The following is an 18,699-nucleotide window of genomic DNA, read 5'->3' on the forward strand; positions in this document are numbered from 1 at the left end:
AAATACCAGCAATCGAAATCTATATACCGATTGCTTGGTTCTGCGCGCACAGCGAATTTCCTACACTCATCGCTCCGTTTCGGGACAAGAAGCAATGAGAACCGCGTTCCTGCCGCTACGTTGCCCTAAATGATGTTCTGGCATCTCTGGCATAAACCGGCCATTCAATACCACACATCTCCTACTGCACAATGAACCAATATAAGCAGTGCCTCAAGATCTCCACGTTACTGGCAACTGTTCTCTCCAGTCACGCTTTCGCGGAAAGCAGCGTGACGTTGTTCGGTATTGCTGACAATGGGCTCTTCTACACGAGCAATCAGACATCGCTTGGTTCGACGAAAAACGGCAAGAGCGCGGTTCAGACGCAGGCGGGCGTATGGACCGGCAGTCAATTCGGACTAAAAGGAAAGGAAGACCTGGGCGGCGGCACGGCTGCGATTTTTAGTCTGGATTCGCGCTTCAATCTGAATACAGGTGCCTCGCAATTCACCAACGCGATGTTCGGACAATGGGCGTATGTCGGACTCACGAATCCCCACTACGGAACGCTCACCGGCGGCCGCCAACTGACGCCCTATTACACACTCCTGTCGCCATATAGTCCGACCACGTGGCTAACGGGCTTCTCGGGCGCCCATCCTGGCGACATCGACAATCTGGACACCACGTACAAGACCAGCAACTCCCTTGTTTATCTGTCACCGAGCGTGCACGGATTCACCATAGGCGGGTCGTACGCATTCGGCGGACAGCCTGGCAGCTTTAACCTGGGTTCGAGTTGGAGCGCCGGCATTCAGTACAAGATGGGGGCGGCCGGAATCGCGGCCGCTATTGAGCGGTTCAATAACGCATCACCCGGCGGCGGCGCATGGAGCGCCAATTCGACCGCTACAGCCGGACCCACTCAGCAAGGGGTATCCGCGCTGACCAACGGTTACCAGACTGCGGCGGCTCAACAGCGTATTGCGGTGACTAGCGGTTATGCGTTCACGTCGAAGCTGGATGTGTCCGTGTCTTATTCGAATGTCCAATACATCGCAGGTACCAATTCCGCGTTCAAATCGACCGCTATCTGGAACACGCTGGGCGCTGTCGTTCACTACGGCGTATCGCCGGCGACCAGCATCGCGGCGGGTTACAGCTACACACGAGCGGCAAAGGCAAATGGCATCACTAACGGCGCTCAATACCAGCAGGTGTCATTCGCGCAGTATTACGCGTTGTCGAAGAGTACCGGCGTGTATGCGGTCGAGGCCTATCAGCGTTCAAACGGCCAGACACTTGCAGCAGACGGTACTACTGTGATCGCAGCAACCGCGGACATCGGCGACGGCTTCAACTCCGCGCCGTCCTCTAGCCGAAGCCAGTTTGTCGGCGGGGCCGGGTTGATTCACCGCTTCTGATTCACACGCAGCGATGCGAAGCGGGTAATTCGCGCTTTGTCGTGAAGCTCATCCATCCATCAATGGAATCGATATTCCGATTGGTTGGTTTGACTGCCACGCGCAGTTTCCTACACTTTTACCTCTTCTTATAGGAGCGCCCGCCGTGAGTTCTTCCGCCGAAACGAATCTGGACACCTCATTTGAAAACCTCCGCATCCGGCGCGTTGCTGGATTGATTGGCGGAGAGGTTCAGGACATCAAGCTCTCCCCCGATCTGGACGATGCCGCGATCGACACACTGCATCGCGCGCTGGTGAAATACAAAGTACTGTTCTTTCGCGATCAATCACAACTGGACGACGCATCGCATCAGGCCTTCGGCACACGTTTCGGCGATACGATTGCGCACCCCACGGTACCTTCGCCGGAAGGCACCAAACTGTTTGAACTGGACGCGTCGAAGGGCGGCGGCCGCGCGGATTCCTGGCATACCGACATCACTTTCATCGACGCCTTTCCCAAGATTTCCATTCTGCGCGGCGTCAAGATTCCGGCGTACGGAGGCGATACGGTGTGGGCGAATACGGCAGTCGCCTATGAGCGCCTGCCAGACGATCTGAAGCGCCTCGCGGATTCACTCTGGGCCGTGCACACCAACGATTATGACTACGGCGCCGAACGCGTTGCAGGGACGGACTCGCAGTCCGCCGCGACACGTCTCGCGCATCACCAGAACGTGTTCGTTTCGGCAGTGTACGAAGCCGAGCATCCGATCGTTCACGTACATCCGGTATCGGGTGAAAAAGCCTTGTTGCTGGGGCATTTCATCAAACGCATCGTCGGACTGTCGAGTTCGGAGTCGGCGCGCATCTTCGAGATTCTGCAAAATCGCGTGATTCGCCTGGAAAACACGGTGCGTTGGCAATGGCGCCAGAACGATGTCGTGATCTGGGACAACCGGGCAACCCAGCACTACGCGGTCAACGATTACGGCACACAAGATCGCCTCGTCCGTCGCGTGACGGTTGCAGGCGAACGCGCCGTTTCCATCGATGGGCGTCATAGCCGCACACTTCGCGAGCCGCAACAAGCGCCGCAGACAGATTCAAAAGAACCGTCGCAACACGCGCTGCGCGAGCCCATCGCGTCCGCTGCCTGAACTGCACTCCAGACAACTCATAACCGGCGCATTCCACTCATGACACAACGACGACGCCTGCTTCAGGCCGCCGCCGCATTAGGTGCTTCGGCGATTCTGCCACGCATGGTTCGCGCGCAATCCGGCGCGAAAAAGTACTCAGGTGTGACGCTGAATGTGTCGGTATTCAGCACCGCGTATGCAAAGCTCCTGCAACAATGGCTGCCCGAATTCGAGGCGTCAAGCGGGATCAAAGTGAACTTCGACGCGCCGTCGTTTCCGGTCTATAACCAGCGAGCCGATCTCGAACTGTCCACGCGGGGCTCCGCTTACGACGTGCTGAACGTCACCTTTATCTATAGCAGCCGGTGGATCAATTCCGGCTGGCTGACACCGCTCGACGATTTCATCAAAAATCCGGCGCTAACCGCGGCTGATTGGGATGTGAAGGACTTTTTGCCGGGCGCGCTGGCGCCGGAGACCGGCAAGGACGGCAAGCTGTATGGCATTCCGTGGGATGCGGAGGTACTGCTGTCCGGCGCGTCGCGTTTCGATCTCGTCAAGGCAGCGGGCTTTGCCTATCCCGACACGACCGACGATCTGGTCAAGGTACTGCGAGCCGTCAACAAGAAAGAGCGCGTGGCAGGCTATGTCGCCGACAACCACTACGGCTGGACATTCGTGCCTTATTTGCAGGCGTTCGGCGGGAATGTTTTCCGTGCGCCGCCGGACGATCTGTTCCCCACGCTCGACACACCCGAAGCCATTGCGGCCGCCGAATACTACGCGAATCTCATCAGCGAGTTTGGCCCCGACGGAGGCGTGACTTATACGCCCGACCAGGTCACCCAGGCACTCAAGCTTGGCCGCACCAATTTCACCGATGCAGGTCAGCTCTACCTCGCACAACTCGGCGACGCAGCGGCCAGCAGAACAATCAAGACCGCCAATTTCGGCCTGGTGCCGAAGGGGCCTGCGGGACGCTTTCCCGGCGTTGCCGTCCACGCTTTGGGTATTCCATCCGCTTCGAAAAACAAGGAAGCTGCGTGGGCATTCATTCAATGGGCGCAGTCGAAACAGATCACACGCCGCGCGGTTGTTGCCGGCTACGGATCTCCAGCACGGCGCTCGGATATCGACTCGAAAGAATTCCGCGCGAAGCAGTTGATCAATGGCCATGATCTGGCCGAGTTGTCGCTTCAATCGATCGATCTCGCGGCTAAGTCCGGTCACATGAAATACCGCACGGTCGCGGTCTACCCGCAGGTCGATCAACAGCTCAATACCGCGATCGCACGCATTGCAACGAAGCAGCTATCGGCAAAACAGGCCATGCAACAGGCGCAAGCGGCGTCGATCGCGGAAGTGAAGCGAGCCGGCATAAAGATCTGACGTCTACGATATGTCGACCGCACCTCTCCCTTCGTTGACGTGGGCCTCGCAACGCCAACGAGCGTTTCTTCTCGGGTTGACTCCTTCGCTGATCGCGTTGGCAGTCGTGACATTGGTGCCGACCCTTGTGCTCATCGTGGTCAGTTTGACGCCGCTTAGCATGACGAATCCTGCGGCCACTTTTCGCTTTGACGATCCACTGGTCAATTATCGGCAGTTGCTGCACGACACGCGCTTTCTGGATTCGGTTCGTACGCAGCTCAAATTGTCGGTGGCCAGCGTCACGTTGCAGTTAGCGATCGGCCTCGGTCTTGCGCTTCTACTCAACGGAAAATCGGCGCTGCTCAGAGGCGTGCGCACCGTCTTCCTGATTCCGATGGTGTTGCCCCCCATTGTTGCCGCGTTGATCTGGAAGATCATTTACACACCCGATATCAGCCCGCTTCATCACGCGCTCGAGGCAGCCGGTTACCCTGCGAGCTCACTCATAGCCAACCCTTCAACGGCGTTGTGGGCCATTGCCGCCGCCGACACATGGCAATGGTTCCCGTTCACCATGTTGATGGTATTAGCCGCATTACAGACTATTCCAGACGATCCATTAGAGGCCGCGAGTCTCGACGGTGCGAACCGCTGGCAATTGTTTCGCTTCATCATGCTGCCCTACCTGCGTCCCGTTCTGGTTGTGTGCGGACTGTTCCGGCTGATCGACAGCTTCAAGGCATTTCCATTGATCTACGTATTAACCGATGGAGGCCCGGGCACAGTAACCGAAGTCACCAACTACTACAGCTTTATTGAGGCATTCAATTTTTCGTATTGGGGTTACGCGAGCGCGATCGCAACGGTCATTCTCGTCGGCGTATTTCTATTGAGCTGGCTCGTCGGCAAACTCGGATGGAATGGTCATGACGCAGACTAGTGCTTCTACAGACCATGATCTTCGTGCGGGATCGGCGCTCCGCAAAAGGTGGATAGCACCTGGCGCATCCCGAGTCGGCGCATTGATTCGACGCAATGCGCGCGCATGGGTCGTCATCGCGCTCCTGCTGGTGTTGCTCTTTCCGTTTTTCTGGCTGGTACAACTGGCGTTACGTCCCGCCGATGCGGTATTCGATGACGGTCTGCTGTTCATACCCACGCTAGATGCATTTACCGGCCTGTTTCATAGCAGTTTCGCCGGTTCGTTCGTCAACAGCCTGCTGGTTAGCACGTTTTCGACGGCGCTTTCGTTAGTTATCGGCGTGCCGGCCGCCTACGCACTAACCCGCTGGAAGTTTCGCGGACGCAGGCACGTCGCGCTATGGATTCTCACTAGCCGTATGGCGCCGCCGATCGCGTTCACCATCCCGTTCTATCTCGCTTACCGATGGCTCGGACTTCAGGACACGATCACCGGCCTTGTCATCGTCTATCTGACCTTTAACCTTTCGATCGTGATCTGGCTGATGCAAACCTTCTTTGCCGCCGTGCCTCTCGCGCTGGAAGAAGCCGCACATATCGACGGTTGCGGCGTGTGGCAGGCCTTCTGGCACGTCACGCTACCACTCGCGGCGCCTGGGCTGGCGGCCACTGCGGTGCTGTGCTTTATCTTTTCGTGGAACGACTTTTTCTATGCACTGATTCTTACACGAACCAATGCGATTACCGCACCGGTGTCGATCGTGAATTTTCTTCAATACGAAGGCTGGGAATGGACCAAGGTTGCCGCTGCCGGCACGCTGGTGATGTTGCCCGTCGTCGCATTCACGGTGCTGGTTCGTACGTATCTGGTTCGCGGCCTGACCGCTGGCGGCATTAAAGACTGAACGTTTTATGTTTTGGTTTTTATGTCTTTGCTTTTATGTCATCTATCAGCGTTCGGAATCTTCGCAAGCGCTGCGAGAATGCCCGTTTGAACCAGTTCGACAGACAGACGGTGGCGAGCTTCACTCAGCCACCGCCTGAAGACTCTGCTTAGTGCCCGGAGAGCAGAACGTTTGCAATGATGCCCGTTGCAACCGCAGCGAGTACGTAATCCCCATTCACGCCAACCCACTGGTATCCACGCGGCGGCGGCTGCAATCCATGGCCGCGCCAATCGTCGACTACGTAATTGCGATCACGGTATTCTTGCGGCAACCGTTCGCCTTTATGCCAGTCGTTATGAGGAACGGGGCCACCAGGGCGGTCGATCGATGCTTCGCGAGGAGCAGGTCCGTGACCGCCACCATGCGGCCCTCCATGACTGGGACCAGGCCTGCCATGCGATGGCGGACCACCATGCGACGGCGGACCACCATGGTTATCATCATGCGGCTGTGCGAACGCGGCAACCGACGTGCCCAGTAACGAAGCAATCAAAAGCGGTACGATGTTCCTCGACTTCATGTGTGTTTCCCATGAAAAGTGATGCGGTAACTGTGTAGAGGTTGGCAGTACGTGCCAAGCCTCCACGCGATCATGCCAGTCCTTCGTGCTTCAAAGCAAGCTGAACGGCTGGCCTCGTCCGCATACGCTGCGCAAAATCGGTAAGCACTTGCGGCACCTCGAGTCCAACCCTGTCAGCCCAGAGTAACATGGTGAACAGATAAGCATCCGCCACGCTGACATCATTGCCGAACAGGTAATCGCCCTTCATCATGTTGCCAATCAGTTTGAAACGCTGACTGATCTTCTCGCGAGCCGCAGCAGCGTCTGCGTCGGAAGCCGGTTTAAAAATCCGTGCAAACTGCTTGTGAATTTCGGTCGAGATGAAGGCCAGCATTTCAAGCAACCGTAGTCGACCCGACTCACCATGCGGCGCGAGCGACGCACCACGCTGCGCGACCCACGACAGTATCGCGACGTTTTCCGTCAGTATCTGGCCGTCGTCCATCTCGAGCGTCGGAACATAGCCCTTCGGATTGATTTCCTCAAACTTCTGTCCGGTCTCAGTGAGCTTTGTTTTCAGATCGACACGAACCCTGTCGAAAGTCATGTCGGCTTCATGCATGGCGATGTGGTCAGCAAGGCTGCACGCGCCGGGTGAATAGAACAGCTTCATGATGGATGTCTCCTTTCGTTCGGGTGGATAGCCCCATTCGTGCAGCAAGGGCTATGCCGACGCGCGGAGAATTTTTCTTCGTTATTCGACGGCGTGGATATGCAGTTCCCGTGCGTACGCATCGAGCTTTGCCCCGACATGAGCCTTCAATGTCTCGACGAAATGCTTGATCTTCGCGTCGACGAGTTGGCGCGATAAGTACACCGCATACACGTTTCTCGCGTAAGTGTGAAATTCCGGCAGCACGCGAATGAGTGTGCCCGCGCGCAACGCGTCGATCGCAGAGAAACCCGCGAGGAGGCCAATTCCGGCACCTGCGTGCAAAGCGACGGACATGGCTTCCATGTCGTTCACGCCAAAGTGCGGCCCCGTAGGGCGAAATGTCACGCTTTCGCTCGCACTCTGAAGATGCCATTCGTCGGGCGCATAGTCGACGGTGGCAAGCAACACACAGTTGTGATCGGCGAGTTCCTCAGGCCGGGTGGGCGCAGGACGCTCAGCAAGATACTCGGGCGAAGCGACGAGCACACACTGGCTGGCGCCTATCTTCTGGCTCACATAGGCCGAATCGGGCAGCGTGCGAGCGACAACGATAGACAGATCGAGTTGATCCTCCAGCAGGTTTGGCAGGCGTTGCGATAGCGATAGATCGACGGTGACGTCAGGAAACTCTTTGCGGTACGCGAGCACCGCCTCGGTGATGTGGGTCCGCCCGAGGCCTGGGACCGAGTGCACTCTCAGCCTGCCATGCGGTTCCGGCATCGCGTCTCGCGCTTCCGCTTCGGCATGTTCGAGATCGACAAGAATCTCCGTGCAATGCTCATAGAAACGCCTGCCCGCATCCGTCACTGATATCTGCCGGGCGGAGCGTTGCAGCAGACGCGTATTGAGCGTCTCTTCCAGCGTAGACACCGCTTTTGAAACGTTCTCAACGGTTGAATCCAGGTGATTCGCCACCGCGAGGAAGCTGCCCATCTCGACTACTCGCGCGAACACCGACATGTTGTAAAACTTGTCCATTTCTACGCTCCTGTCGTTCTTTCATTTTTCTTTCGTTAGCGCGACACGTCTGCGGAATGCCCTATTCCCATGAAATGGCGCGGTGTGAAATGTTCAGGCCAAAACCAGACTGGCCCGAGGCAGGTAACGCCCGGGGAGCCTGCATGATGAATCTGACAGTTTCTTGTCGTCAAGCATTCGTGGATGAAAGACGGCGCGGGGACCCGCTTTTTTTACTGGAACCGCCGGCTGCTTCTAGCTGCGCTTCTCGCTGGACTTCTTTACTGGCGCAGCACTCAGTTCAACCGGCCAACTGGCAGTCACCTGAGCAGACATCATTCACCCGTCGGGGCCTAACAATCCGGATAACTAAACTGGGCCATTCTCGTGAGCGCAACCACCGACCGCCAATGGCGTTTATCGACTAACGCAGTCAGTAAACGTCGCGCCGATATCGCCCTGCTTCGCGCAATCCGACCAGTTGCGCTTCGCCAAGAATATCGATCAATGCAGCGTGCACCGTATGCGCCATCCGTTGCATGCTGCCGCATACATAGATCGACGCACCGTCCTGGACCCATTGCTGTAAATGTTCAGCCGCACTGCGCATCGCATCGTGCACGTAACGACATTCGCCGCCATCGCGCGACCATGCCTGGTCCAGTCGTTGAAGCACGCCTTCCGACTTCCATTGAGCGAGTTCGTGTGAATGAAACGCATCATGCGCAGCGCTCCGCTCGCCAACAATCAGCCAGTTTCGATAATGACCGCGCACCGCCCGGAGCTTCAGATGCGCACGCAGGCCCGCGAGTCCGGTGCCCGCGCCAATGAGGATCAATGGCCGGTCGTCCGATGGCGGGTGAAAGCTGCGATTCGTGCGTAACCACACGCTGATCGACGCACCTCGCGCGGCATGTTGCGTTAGCCAGCCTGAAGCGAGTCCGAGACCTACGCCATCGCGGGACGACGCGTCACGATAACGCGACTGTCGCACCAGCAATTCGAGCTGACCATCGGCCGGCAATGACGAAATCGAGTACTGCCGCGAAGGCAACGGGTCGAGCGAATCCAGAATGGTTTGAGGCGACTGCCCGCTCAATGGGTCGACTATCGCCGGCAATACGCGAGTCGCGATGGCTTCGAAAAATGTCTTGCGCTCACCATCGCATTCGACAACAACGTCCTCGCGAACCGAGAGTCTTTGGATCCATCTCCGCACGACAATCTCAGGATGTGCTGGGCGAATCTCCGCAATATCGCCAGCCTGCCAGCTCAGCGCGGCCGGATCGGCGGGTTCAAGACAGACGTGAAACGCGGGCTCACCCGCGCTGCCAGGATTGAGCAACGTGCGCGAGTTCAGAATCCAGCGCGTAGGCGCACCGGGCACGAGCGTGTCGTTTTCGATACTGGCGGTCGGTGAAGAAACACACGTCTGCCACGATCGCAACGCAGCAGGGTCGCCCTCGTTCACTTCGATCAGGTCGAACAACGGCTCCGCGTGATGATTGCGCAGCCAGCGATCGAGCGCATGACCGAACGCGCAGAAGTCGTGATAACTTCGGTCCCCCAACGCGAGCACACCGTAGCGCAGACCTCGCAACGATGCCGTTGCATTCGCACACATCACGTTACGGACGAAGCTTGTGGCATGGTCGGGCGCATCGCCCTCACCGGTCGTACTGACGATGAAAAGCGCCCGACGATAGCGTGCGAGCGTTTCCAGGCTGAGTGCATCGAGCGGCTCAACGTGAACCACGTGATCCGCACGACTCAACAGTGTCGCGGTCTGTACTGCGAGTTGTTCGGCAAAGCCGGTCTGGCTTGCGTACGCGATCAGGGTGCCGGTCGCGTACGTTTCGTCATGTGTTGTTGCGCCGTACGCGATCGGAAGCGAGCGCTGGCGGTGTGCGCGAAGCACGCCAACGCACATCGCCAGATAAGCGACGATCACGCCGCTAGCCATCGTGAATCGCGTCGCGCCGAAATACGCGGTGCTCACGCCGACCACAGCCAGCGCGCAACACATCACGTTAAACTTGGAAACGTCCGCGCGGGACACACGCCGCGTCACTCGAGCATCGCCGCATAGGCGGGACTGACGACTTCGCTAAAGCCATCAACCGTACGCGTCACGAAGCGCGCGGCAAGCCGCTGCCTATGCGCGAACGTCATGCCGGCATCGGACCCGAGCACCATCAACGCGGTCGAAAATGCGTCGGCGAGCAGGCATTCGCGATGCACCACGGTCACCGACGCCAACGCGTGATTCGCCGGATAACCGGTGCGTGGATCGATGGTATGGGCGTAATGGCGCTGCGCATCGGGGTCGACGAAATAGCGGCGATAGTCACCCGAGGTGGCGACAGCAAGACCATGCAGAGCGATCAGATCGTGCGGCAGCCGCGCGTTACGAGACTCATGGCCCACGTCGGCATAAGGCGGCGTTTCAATTTCGACCCACCACGGCATGCCGTCAGGCTTCACTCCTTCGCCCCGCAATTCGCCGCCAATTTCCACCAGATGATGAACGATGCCGATACGCGTCAGTGCTTCGCTGACAGCGTCGACCGCATAGCCCTTGGCGATCGCGCATAAATCGAACGACGCGCCGCCTGGCTGGCGTGCACGTTGTGTTGCGCGGTCCAACTCGATGCGCGTCCATCCGCAATGACGCCGGATCGCGTCGACTTCCTCGGTGCAGGGAGCACGTTCGCGTCGTCCTGGCGGACCGAAGCCCCATAGATTGATTAGTGGCCCAGCGCAGGGATCGAACGCGCCCCCTGTCAGACGCGCAACGTTCAACGCCGTTTCGACAACGTCGAAGCAGGCGCCCGGCAACGCGACCCAACTCCCTGCCGGCGCGCAATTGAAGCGGCTGATGTCGGAGTCCTCTCGCCAGTTGCTCATTTCCGCAATAACCGAGTCGAGCACTGAACGGATCGCGGCGTCGATCGTTTGGTCCTGATCGCGTATCAGGTCGATGGCGTTCTGACGGCACTCCGCCGATCGAATCACGCACTGCGCGCTCCATGTCGTGCCCATCGTATCGCCGCCGAAGCAGGCTACACGCCCGCTGGCAGCGGTTGCGATGCCGCCGGGCACCAGTTGCGAAGGGACAAGAACACGCCGTTCACTATCGGCGACAATGGAATTGGCACTCTCTGCAGGTGACGCCGCAAGCTTCATGGATAGGCCTTCCGCAAGCAATTACTGTGGCAGCACTTCAAACGTCGCTGCGTAGTTCGCACGTCGCGACGTGGCATTCCTGATGCTCGTTTGCGAGTCCTGCACGCTGGCTTCCATCCAGTACATTCCCGCCGACGGCCATTTCACGTTGAAGCGCCCATCCGTATCGGTCGTCGCGGTCATCTCGCCAACCTGGTCGCGGTAGCGAATCCCACCGGGCACTACGGAGACCTTCACATTCGATGCCGGCTTGCCATCGAGCAGTAGACGAAAGCTGGCATCGGCACCCGCCACGAGATCGTTCGGATGGGTGATAGGCATCATTTCCAGACCATGCCCTGCAATTTTCAATGCGGTTGTGGTCGGTTTGCCGCGCGTGACAAACGACTCGACACGCGCGTCCGTTTGCGTGACTTGAAGATTCTGCGCATCAGCGGGGACCTCTTTCGCAAAAGCCTGTTCGTTGCCGCGCCACCGACGCGTTTCGCCATTAAGCTTGTAGTTCGCAAACAGTCCGTGATTTTCGACGGCAATCTTGTACGTCCCTTCCTGTGTCAGATGCACGTCGAACACACTGCGATAACGGCCCGTGTTCGCGTTGTCCACTTTTACTTGATTGCCGTCCGGCCCTGTGACGACGAGACCGTCGAGACGCAGCGGAAAGTTTTCGAAGTAGAAGAGATCGTTGGAAATGGCAGCATCTACGGTGACCCACGGATCGTTGCCCGACAGAACAGTCGCCGACGGCAACAACCACATGCGATGAGCGTGAGCGGCAAGCGGAGCAAGCGCCGACAACGCCAACGCGGACACGACCGACAGTTTCTTCAGGGAGAGTTTCATCAACGCACCTATGCAGCGATAAGGATCAGGCGAAATCGCGCTGGTAAACAGGCGGGCGACCGTCGTGCGGCCGGTCCGGCTCGCACGACATCGGCACTGCGTGCAGCGCGAATGGGAATCAGGGTTTGACGGTCAGCGTCACGGGGCCGAGTTCGTGATCGCCCTTCGTCTGGGATGTTTTCGCCGATGCGGGCGGCCACGTGAACGGCACCCGCACGAGTTCGCGACCGCCGACTTCGCGCGCGGCTTCGACCACCAGTTGATAGTCGCCGGCAGGCAGTTTGCCGAGCGGCGCTTTGCCATCGGCAAAACTGAGTACCTGCTCCCCTGGCGCGCGCGTCGCACCCGATACACCGTCCGCCGGCATCGTCATATCGCGACCCGCTTTACGCCACCATTGACGCATGTCCTTCAGCCACTTTGCGCCCTCGCCGTCTTTCTTCTTCTGGTCGTACCACACGACCAGCGTCGTCACAGGCGTCTGATCCGCCTTCTCGATCCACATGGACAGACAAGGCTTGTGATATTCCGCGACGTCGAGGTGCGGAATGTCGACCGTGACGTTCAATTCTGCTGCGGCAGCAGCACCTGCCAGCGGCGCTGTAGCCAACCCCGTCAGCGTGACGGCGAGCAATCGACGCATTGCAAACCTTTTCGGATATTGAATGATTAGTGAATGAAGATGATCACCAGCAGCAGCGGTATGACGACACCCAGTCCGACCAGCGGCCAGGTCGCGCCCCGCTTGCGCGCATGCAGCTTCAGGAGAAAAAGCCCGGTAATGCTGAATACCAGGCACGCGAGCGCGAACGCATCGAGAAACAGACTCCACGCGCCACCTGTGTTGCGTCCTTTGTGCAAATCGTTCAGCCAGGAGATCCAGCCGCGCGTGGTCAATTCGTACTGCACGTCACCATTAGCGATATCTGCGCTGACCCAGGCGTCGCCGCCCGGTCTGGGCAGTGCGATATAGACCTCGTCGCCCGACCATTCCGCTGCATGGCCTTGCGTATCGATACCGAATTGATGGTCCAGAAACGTGGCTAATTCTGCAGGAATGCCCGCTCTCTCCCGATCAGGGATCTGGCTTATTTGATGCGCTATGTCGCCCGGAAGATGCGCGCTACGCCGTTCGACGACAGGGTGCGCCTCGATGCTGCCCGCGTGATTCAACGTGAGTCCGGTGAACGCAAACAGCATCATGCCGATCAGGCAGATTGCCGAACTGATCCAGTGCCACCGATGCAGATGCTTAAGCCAGAATGCCCGGCGCTGCGGTGCTTCGACAGGCGTCACGCCCCCATTGAGTTGAGTTTCCATCGTCCCGTTACTTACACCACTGTCCTTGTCGCGAACGTTTTTGCGTTAGGCGTGAATGATAATTGTTATCATTTGCACAGACAAGACTGTAAGGTTACGGAATGTTTCAGTGAAGGATTTTGTAATAAAAATTGCGCGCGCTAGCCGGGCGACTTCGCGCCTTCGCGCTGAGCCGACGAGCGGAATGCATCGACCAGCTTGTCGACGATACGGTCGAGCGCCGCATGTTCGTCGTGACTGAGCACCGATAACAACTCGGCTTCGAGTGCCTGCCCGAGTTCATCACTGGTCGCTCGCGTGCGTTTGCCCGCCGGCGTCGGCCACAACTGAAAATGCCGCGCGTCGTCTGGATGAATGGTCCGGCGCACCTGCTTACGCTCGATCAGATCGGCCATCAGCTTGGATAGCAGCGTCTTTTCGATCAGCGTTTGCTCTTTCACAGCGGTGGCCGTGATACCGGGCGCATCGCAGATGATCCTCAACACGCGCAACGAACGCACATCGAGACCGCACGCCGGTTTGTACACCGCATTGGCGCGGCTGATCATCTCGGTCTTGATCAGGTCCAGCTTGAACGTGAGGAAATGCGCAAACTTCATGTGTTCAGGGGCAACGCTGGTTTTCGGCTTGGCAGATGACATACCGGCTCGGATTTCCCGGATCGGGTGAGAGGAGTGGAGTCGCCCAGGTACCGCATGACGCGACGCCCGGGAGAAATCAGATCATAGACGAATCTTTTTTGTCGCACTAACGTGTCCGTAAAATCACTAGTTGAAAATTGCAACTATTGAAGTATCTTCCTGAAACGGAATCGCGTCGCCCCGGCGAACGATGATTCCATTTTCCTCATATTTCGAAGGATGCCGGCATGCAGACAAATGTGGAATGGAATGCGCTCGCGGAATCGATGCGAACGTGGCGACGCAATATTCACCAGCATCCAGAACTGGGCTTTCACGAGCATCGCACCGCCGAAATGGTTGCGAGTCTGCTGAACAGTTGGGATATCGAGGTACAGACCGGTGTCGGCGGCACAGGGGTGGTCGGCACTATTCGAGGCACCGGAGGCGCGGGTTTGTCGATCGGGCTGCGCGCGGACATGGACGCGCTGCCGATGCAGGAGAAGGGCACGGTTGCGCATCGCTCGACACATGACAACGTTTTCCACGGCTGTGGCCATGATGGCCATACGTCCATTCTGCTTGGCGTTGCAAAACAACTGTCGGAGAATCGCGCGTTTCGCGGCACCGTGCACCTGATTTTTCAACCGGCGGAAGAAACTCTGCGCGGCGGCTCCGAGATGATTCGCGATGGCCTTTTCGAGCGATTTCACTGCGACGAAATCTACGCGCTTCACAATAACAACGCGCTACCCGCCGGAAAGATCGGCGTTCGCAGCGGCGCTATTCTTTCCGCATGCGATCTCTTCAGCATCCGTGTTCAGGGCGTGGGCAGCCACGCTGCGATGCCGCACCGGTCGGTCGATCCATTGATGATTGGCGCGGCGATCGTGCAATCCATTCAAAGCATTGTCAGCCGCAATATCGATCCGCTCGACACCGCCGTGGTCAGTGTCTGCAAGTTCAACGCGGGTACGGCGATCAATGTGATCCCGGATACAGCGCTACTCGAAGGAACGGTACGTACGCTATCGGTCTCAGCACAGGAACTGACGCTGACACGTCTGCGCGATATCTGCGACGGCGCTGCACGCATGTATGGCTGTACCGTCGAATTCGAACATCTGCAAAGTTCTCCGCCAACCGTCAACACGCCCGAGCAGACCGAGGTCGTGCGCGCCGCCGCGGAACATGTGCTGGGTGCGGACAACGTGATTCCCAATGTGGCGCCGTTGATGGCATCGGAAGATTTCGCGTTCATGCTGCAGCAACGCCCCGGTTCGTACTTCTTTCTCGGCCACGATGGTTTGACCTGCCATCATCCGGAATTCGATTTCGACGACGACACTGCACCGGCAGGCGCCGCCGTGTTCCTCGAAATCGTGCGCAGCCGGCTGGGTTGAACTTGCGCGCCCACCACCCCATCAAGGAGAACAGCAATGTCCGCTAACCCCACACCGTCGCCGGCAATGGTGCGAAAGGTCGTGATTGCGTCCATTCTCGGCAATGCGTTCGAGTGGTTCGACTTCGCTATTTACGGGCTATTCGCGGTCACGATCGCACGGCTGTATTTTCCCGCCGACAATGCGCTCGCGTCACTAATGCTCACGCTGGCGACGTTTGGCATCGGGTTTGCGGTACGGCCGCTCGGTGGCGTGTTGCTGGGGTTGTACGGCGACCGGGTCGGCCGCAAGAAGGCGCTGTCGGTCACCATCGTACTGATGGCGGTCGGCACCGGCATGATCGGCTTGCTGCCGACTTACGCTGCAATCGGCGTTGCCGCTCCGATCCTGATGGTGCTCGCGCGAATGATCCAGGGCATGTCCGCGGGCGGCGAGTTCAGCGGCGCGACGACGATGCTGGTGGAATTTGCGCCGCCTCATCGGCGCGGATTTTTCGGCAGTTTCCAGATGTGCTCGCAAGCATTGGCCTTCTCGCTTGGCGCGGCTGTCGCCTATCTGCTCACGACGCAACTCAATGCCGCTCAACTGGAATCGTGGGGGTGGCGCCTGCCGTTTCTATTTGGCATTCTGATCGGGCCAGTGGGATGGCTCATTCGCTCGAAGGTCGACGAATCGCCAGAATTTCTCGCCTTTCGCCGCTCGGCTGCGAATGCATCCGGCAAGACCGCAGGCACGCCGTTGCGCGATATCCTGCGAAACTACCCGCGCGAATTGATCTCAAGCACCGGTATTTGTGTGGTGGGCACCGTTTCCGCCTATATCTTTGTGTTCTTCCTGCCGATCTTCGCCAAACAGCGTTTGGGAATTGCGACAGCCGATGCCAATCTCTCCACCTTTGTTGGAACCGCAGTCATTCTCGTGTTCTGTCCGCTGGCCGGTTATCTCTCCGATCGCTACGGTCGAAAGGCGGTCCTGTTGCCCGGCATGTTGGGCTACGGCGTGGCCGCCTGGTTCCTGTTTCATCACTTCATCGCAGCGCCGTCGTTTCAGTCGCTGCTGGTGTTGCAAGTTGGCGTGTCGTTCTTCATGAGCTTTATCTGGGCGCCCGTACCGATTGTATTGACGGAAGTGTTTCCAGTCGGCGTGCGGTCAACGGGCGCAGCGCTGACGTATAACCTGGCGGTGCTGCTATTCGGCGGCCTGGCACCCTTCATCAACACGTGGCTGGTCAAGGTAACGGGTAGCAATGCCGCGCCGTTGTACTACGTGCTGTTCAGTCTGCTGATCGGCGTGGTGGGTACGCTGCTACTGCCAGAAGCGAGTCGCGGCGGTTTGCGGGCACGCGTGGCGTCGTAGCCAGGCCGGACACAATAGCTCTTCGTTGACGGGAGGCCACTCCTGTTTCTGTCGCGAAAGGAAAAACCGAAGCGCGCATGCCCGAGCATAGGAGCGGACGAGCGGAAGATTCACGAAATTGTCCTGTGATCGCAGCCTATAATCCGATCAGACAGCCGAACAACACGCTCTGCATGGCATCGCGTTTCGCTGCCATTCCGGCCGCCTATATCACGCGGCCGGGATGGCAGATCCGCAAAACACGGCAACGGAGGCATAGTGAAAATGAGTGGCGCAAGCAGAATAACTGGCGCATTCGCCGCCCTGACCATCACCATTTGCGCGCTTGGCGTAAGCTCGGCGCAAGCGCAGACACCCAACGCGGTGCCGAACGGCGCGACCGCTCCAGGTCAGCCGACTGCCTCCTCCTCGATACACCGCAGAAGCGACAACGATATCGCCCGTGATGTACGGCGCGCACTCTCACGCACGCCGAGTTTGAATGCGTCAGGGATTCATGTCCGCTCGCGCAATGCAGCCGTCACACTAACCGGCCGCGTGCCGCAACGCTCGCAGGTTGCAAGGGCGGGAAGTGCCGCACGGTCGGTTCGCGGCGTAAGGTCCGTTTCCAACCGGATAACGGTACTCACACGCGGCGGGAACGTCCATTAGGTAGCCATCCTGATGCGAGGTCGCCAACGGAGAGAATCGTCCATGCATCATGGTTTTCCTGAACGGGTTTTCCTGAACGCGACAGCCTGCACGCGCGATTGCCGGGCCTTCTTCGAACATGACGACCTGCCGATAGCCTGACGCCGTTTGTCGACGTCAGCGCTTCCCGAACTCCGACTCGGACGCGAGATGCGGACGTAGTCACGTCATCACCAGGAATTGGCGATGGGTGTCGTCTTCTTCGTCGACTGCGTGTGATACGGCGTCGCTGGCGTTTGTCGCAAAGCGCCTCAATCGAGGCGATCAGCCGGGATGGGCGGAGAGAAGCGCAATGCGCCCGCGATCCGGTTCCATGCATTGATAGCGCCAATCGCGGTGGTCAGGAAAGCACTTTCCGTTCTGGAAAATTGCGCGTGCAATTGCGTGTAATCCGCTTCGGAAGGAGCTCGCAACGGCATCAAGGTTAGCGCCTCGGTCCACGCCAGCGCCGCGCGCTCACGCGCCGAAAACAGGCCAGCTTCGCGCCATGTCGCGACCAGATCGAGCTTGGCAGGTGTGACTCTCAGCTTGCGTGCGTAGTTCAGGTGGTACTGAAGACAGAACGCACAGCCGTTTAGCTGCGACGCGCGCACCTTGATCAACTCGGTCAACGATTTTTCGAGTCCGGAGTTGTCTACGGCTTTTCCCAGCGCAGCTAGCGCGGCCAGCACCTCGGGGGCTTCGCGTTCGAATTCAGACATGTCGATAAAAGCGTGGCTTTCCAGCGTCATCTGCTTCTCCTTCTCGGGTAATATAAGAATTCGTACATTGTTATGTTATTCGAATTCTTACATCATGAGCAAGAAGCCCCTGACATCTCCCACGATTCCCGCGATCGGCGAAGGTAAGCGCGGCGAGCAAGGCCATATTGGTTATCTGCTACGGCAAGCCTCTGCCGCGCATCGGATCCGCATGGAACAGGCGCTGCGCGACACCGGCGTGACCGTCCCGCAGTTCCTCGTTCTGACGATGATCGCAGCGTACCCCGGCATATCCGGAGCCGATCTCGCACGGCTGTCGCTGCTGACGCCGCAAACCATGAGTGTGATCGTCGCGAATCTTGAGCGGGACGGCATGGTGTTCCGTCAGCCACATTCGGAGCACGGACGCATCCAGCTGATCGGAGTGACCGAGCCGGGGAAGAAATTCCTTGCAGGCTGCAAGGCAGTGGTTGCTGAAGCAGAGGCGGGACTGCTTGACGGGTTATCGGCGGCAGAAGAGCGGGCCGTTCGGAAATGGCTTGTACTGGTTGCGTTGCAAACCGATCAGATGGACTAAAAAAGGTGCGCGGACATTTAAGCATTGATTGAATACCGGCTGATTTACCCCATGACTTGTA

General features: G+C 58.4%; 19 protein-coding genes. 9 read left to right on the forward strand and 10 right to left on the reverse strand.

Annotated features, from left to right (window positions below):
• Positions 1–191 precede the first annotated feature (191 nt).
• The 5 genes from LMG28727_RS10995 (at position 192) to LMG28727_RS11015 (ending at position 5,726) form a co-directional block, all read left to right on the forward strand.
• The gene (locus tag LMG28727_RS10995; protein ID WP_201642324.1) at positions 192–1,406 is read left to right on the forward strand and encodes a porin; all 1,215 of its coding nucleotides are present in this window, start codon (positions 192–194) and stop codon (positions 1,404–1,406) included.
• A 145-nt stretch (positions 1,407–1,551) separates the two neighbouring features.
• Positions 1,552–2,547: a TauD/TfdA dioxygenase family protein gene (locus LMG28727_RS11000; RefSeq protein WP_201642325.1), complete on the forward strand. Its 996-nt coding sequence runs from the start codon at positions 1,552–1,554 to the stop codon at positions 2,545–2,547.
• A 39-nt stretch (positions 2,548–2,586) separates the two neighbouring features.
• A complete protein-coding gene (locus LMG28727_RS11005; protein ID WP_201642326.1) occupies positions 2,587–3,918 on the forward strand; it encodes an ABC transporter substrate-binding protein in 1,332 nt (443 codons plus the stop codon).
• A gap of 10 nt (positions 3,919–3,928) precedes the next feature.
• A complete protein-coding gene (locus tag LMG28727_RS11010; RefSeq protein WP_201642327.1) occupies positions 3,929–4,840 on the forward strand; it encodes a carbohydrate ABC transporter permease in 912 nt (303 codons plus the stop codon).
• Between the two features lie 82 nt (positions 4,841–4,922).
• Positions 4,923–5,726 carry a carbohydrate ABC transporter permease gene (locus LMG28727_RS11015; protein ID WP_236591704.1) on the forward strand — a complete coding sequence of 268 codons (804 nt, stop codon included), beginning with the start codon at positions 4,923–4,925 and terminating at the stop codon, positions 5,724–5,726.
• Between the two features lie 148 nt (positions 5,727–5,874).
• On the opposite strand, the gene LMG28727_RS11020 is transcribed toward LMG28727_RS11015, so the two are convergent.
• From LMG28727_RS11020 to LMG28727_RS11060, 9 genes are all read right to left on the reverse strand, one after another.
• On the reverse strand, positions 5,875–6,288 hold the full coding sequence (locus LMG28727_RS11020) for an RcnB family protein (protein ID WP_201642329.1): 414 nt from the start codon (positions 6,286–6,288) through the stop codon (positions 5,875–5,877).
• Between the two features lie 70 nt (positions 6,289–6,358).
• On the reverse strand, positions 6,359–6,943 hold the full coding sequence (locus tag LMG28727_RS11025) for a glutathione binding-like protein (protein WP_201642402.1): 585 nt from the start codon (positions 6,941–6,943) through the stop codon (positions 6,359–6,361).
• 81 nt (positions 6,944–7,024) lie between these two features.
• Entirely contained in the window at positions 7,025–7,963 is a 939-nt protein-coding gene (locus tag LMG28727_RS11030) for a LysR family transcriptional regulator (RefSeq protein ID WP_201642330.1), read from the reverse strand.
• A 412-nt stretch (positions 7,964–8,375) separates the two neighbouring features.
• Positions 8,376–10,001, reverse strand: a complete 1,626-nt coding sequence (locus LMG28727_RS11035) for a flavodoxin domain-containing protein (protein WP_236591705.1) — start codon at positions 9,999–10,001, stop codon at positions 8,376–8,378.
• Positions 10,002–10,009: 8 nt separating this feature from the next.
• Complete coding sequence (locus tag LMG28727_RS11040; RefSeq protein WP_201642331.1) at positions 10,010–11,128, reverse strand: FAD:protein FMN transferase; 1,119 nt, start codon at positions 11,126–11,128, stop codon at positions 10,010–10,012.
• A gap of 21 nt (positions 11,129–11,149) precedes the next feature.
• Positions 11,150–11,971: a DUF4198 domain-containing protein gene (locus tag LMG28727_RS11045; RefSeq protein ID WP_201642332.1), complete on the reverse strand. Its 822-nt coding sequence runs from the start codon at positions 11,969–11,971 to the stop codon at positions 11,150–11,152.
• Positions 11,972–12,089: 118 nt separating this feature from the next.
• On the reverse strand, positions 12,090–12,614 hold the full coding sequence (locus LMG28727_RS11050) for a DUF2271 domain-containing protein (RefSeq protein WP_201642333.1): 525 nt from the start codon (positions 12,612–12,614) through the stop codon (positions 12,090–12,092).
• A gap of 26 nt (positions 12,615–12,640) precedes the next feature.
• Complete coding sequence (locus LMG28727_RS11055; RefSeq protein WP_201642334.1) at positions 12,641–13,291, reverse strand: PepSY-associated TM helix domain-containing protein; 651 nt, start codon at positions 13,289–13,291, stop codon at positions 12,641–12,643.
• 140 nt (positions 13,292–13,431) lie between these two features.
• Complete coding sequence (locus LMG28727_RS11060; protein WP_236591706.1) at positions 13,432–13,932, reverse strand: MarR family winged helix-turn-helix transcriptional regulator; 501 nt, start codon at positions 13,930–13,932, stop codon at positions 13,432–13,434.
• A gap of 227 nt (positions 13,933–14,159) precedes the next feature.
• On the opposite strand from LMG28727_RS11060, the gene LMG28727_RS11065 reads away from it, so the two are divergent.
• From LMG28727_RS11065 to LMG28727_RS11075, 3 genes are all read left to right on the forward strand, one after another.
• A complete protein-coding gene (locus LMG28727_RS11065; RefSeq protein ID WP_236591707.1) occupies positions 14,160–15,314 on the forward strand; it encodes a M20 aminoacylase family protein in 1,155 nt (384 codons plus the stop codon).
• A gap of 36 nt (positions 15,315–15,350) precedes the next feature.
• On the forward strand, positions 15,351–16,670 hold the full coding sequence (locus tag LMG28727_RS11070) for an MFS transporter (protein WP_201642335.1): 1,320 nt from the start codon (positions 15,351–15,353) through the stop codon (positions 16,668–16,670).
• 264 nt (positions 16,671–16,934) lie between these two features.
• The gene (locus LMG28727_RS11075) at positions 16,935–17,321 is read left to right on the forward strand and encodes a BON domain-containing protein (RefSeq protein WP_236591708.1); all 387 of its coding nucleotides are present in this window, start codon (positions 16,935–16,937) and stop codon (positions 17,319–17,321) included.
• A gap of 290 nt (positions 17,322–17,611) precedes the next feature.
• Here the strand turns inward: LMG28727_RS11075 and LMG28727_RS11080 are convergent, their stop codons facing one another.
• Positions 17,612–18,091: a carboxymuconolactone decarboxylase family protein gene (locus tag LMG28727_RS11080; protein ID WP_407945838.1), complete on the reverse strand. Its 480-nt coding sequence runs from the start codon at positions 18,089–18,091 to the stop codon at positions 17,612–17,614.
• Positions 18,092–18,155: 64 nt separating this feature from the next.
• Between LMG28727_RS11080 and LMG28727_RS11085 the strand changes: the two genes are divergently transcribed.
• Positions 18,156–18,638 (forward strand): MarR family winged helix-turn-helix transcriptional regulator, encoded by a 483-nt coding sequence (locus tag LMG28727_RS11085; protein WP_201642337.1) that lies wholly within the window; start codon positions 18,156–18,158, stop codon positions 18,636–18,638.
• Positions 18,639–18,699: the final 61 nt, after the last annotated feature.

Origin of the sequence: Paraburkholderia metrosideri, from assembly GCF_904848625.1 — a bacterium.
GTDB classification, from domain to species: domain Bacteria; phylum Pseudomonadota; class Gammaproteobacteria; order Burkholderiales; family Burkholderiaceae; genus Paraburkholderia; species Paraburkholderia metrosideri.

Bases quoted from the DNA above. Each gene is read 5' to 3' on its own strand.
- LMG28727_RS11055 (WP_201642334.1), bottom strand. From the start codon at position 13,291: ATGGAAACTCAACTCAATGGGGGCGTGACGCCTGTCGAAGCACCGCAG.
- LMG28727_RS11025 (WP_201642402.1), bottom strand. From the start codon at position 6,943: ATGAAGCTGTTCTATTCACCCGGCGCGTGCAGCCTTGCTGACCACATC.
- LMG28727_RS10995 (WP_201642324.1), top strand. From the start codon at position 192: ATGAACCAATATAAGCAGTGCCTCAAGATCTCCACGTTACTGGCAACT.
- LMG28727_RS11080 (WP_407945838.1), bottom strand. From the start codon at position 18,091: ATGACGCTGGAAAGCCACGCTTTTATCGACATGTCTGAATTCGAACGC.
- LMG28727_RS11030 (WP_201642330.1), bottom strand. From the start codon at position 7,963: ATGGACAAGTTTTACAACATGTCGGTGTTCGCGCGAGTAGTCGAGATG.
- LMG28727_RS11020 (WP_201642329.1), bottom strand. From the start codon at position 6,288: ATGAAGTCGAGGAACATCGTACCGCTTTTGATTGCTTCGTTACTGGGC.
- LMG28727_RS11045 (WP_201642332.1), bottom strand. From the start codon at position 11,971: ATGAAACTCTCCCTGAAGAAACTGTCGGTCGTGTCCGCGTTGGCGTTG.
- LMG28727_RS11085 (WP_201642337.1), top strand. From the start codon at position 18,156: ATGAGCAAGAAGCCCCTGACATCTCCCACGATTCCCGCGATCGGCGAA.
- LMG28727_RS11060 (WP_236591706.1), bottom strand. From the start codon at position 13,932: ATGTCATCTGCCAAGCCGAAAACCAGCGTTGCCCCTGAACACATGAAG.
- LMG28727_RS11050 (WP_201642333.1), bottom strand. From the start codon at position 12,614: ATGCGTCGATTGCTCGCCGTCACGCTGACGGGGTTGGCTACAGCGCCG.
- LMG28727_RS11070 (WP_201642335.1), top strand. From the start codon at position 15,351: ATGTCCGCTAACCCCACACCGTCGCCGGCAATGGTGCGAAAGGTCGTG.
- LMG28727_RS11040 (WP_201642331.1), bottom strand. From the start codon at position 11,128: ATGAAGCTTGCGGCGTCACCTGCAGAGAGTGCCAATTCCATTGTCGCC.
- LMG28727_RS11075 (WP_236591708.1), top strand. From the start codon at position 16,935: ATGAGTGGCGCAAGCAGAATAACTGGCGCATTCGCCGCCCTGACCATC.
- LMG28727_RS11065 (WP_236591707.1), top strand. From the start codon at position 14,160: ATGCAGACAAATGTGGAATGGAATGCGCTCGCGGAATCGATGCGAACG.
- LMG28727_RS11010 (WP_201642327.1), top strand. From the start codon at position 3,929: ATGTCGACCGCACCTCTCCCTTCGTTGACGTGGGCCTCGCAACGCCAA.
- LMG28727_RS11005 (WP_201642326.1), top strand. From the start codon at position 2,587: ATGACACAACGACGACGCCTGCTTCAGGCCGCCGCCGCATTAGGTGCT.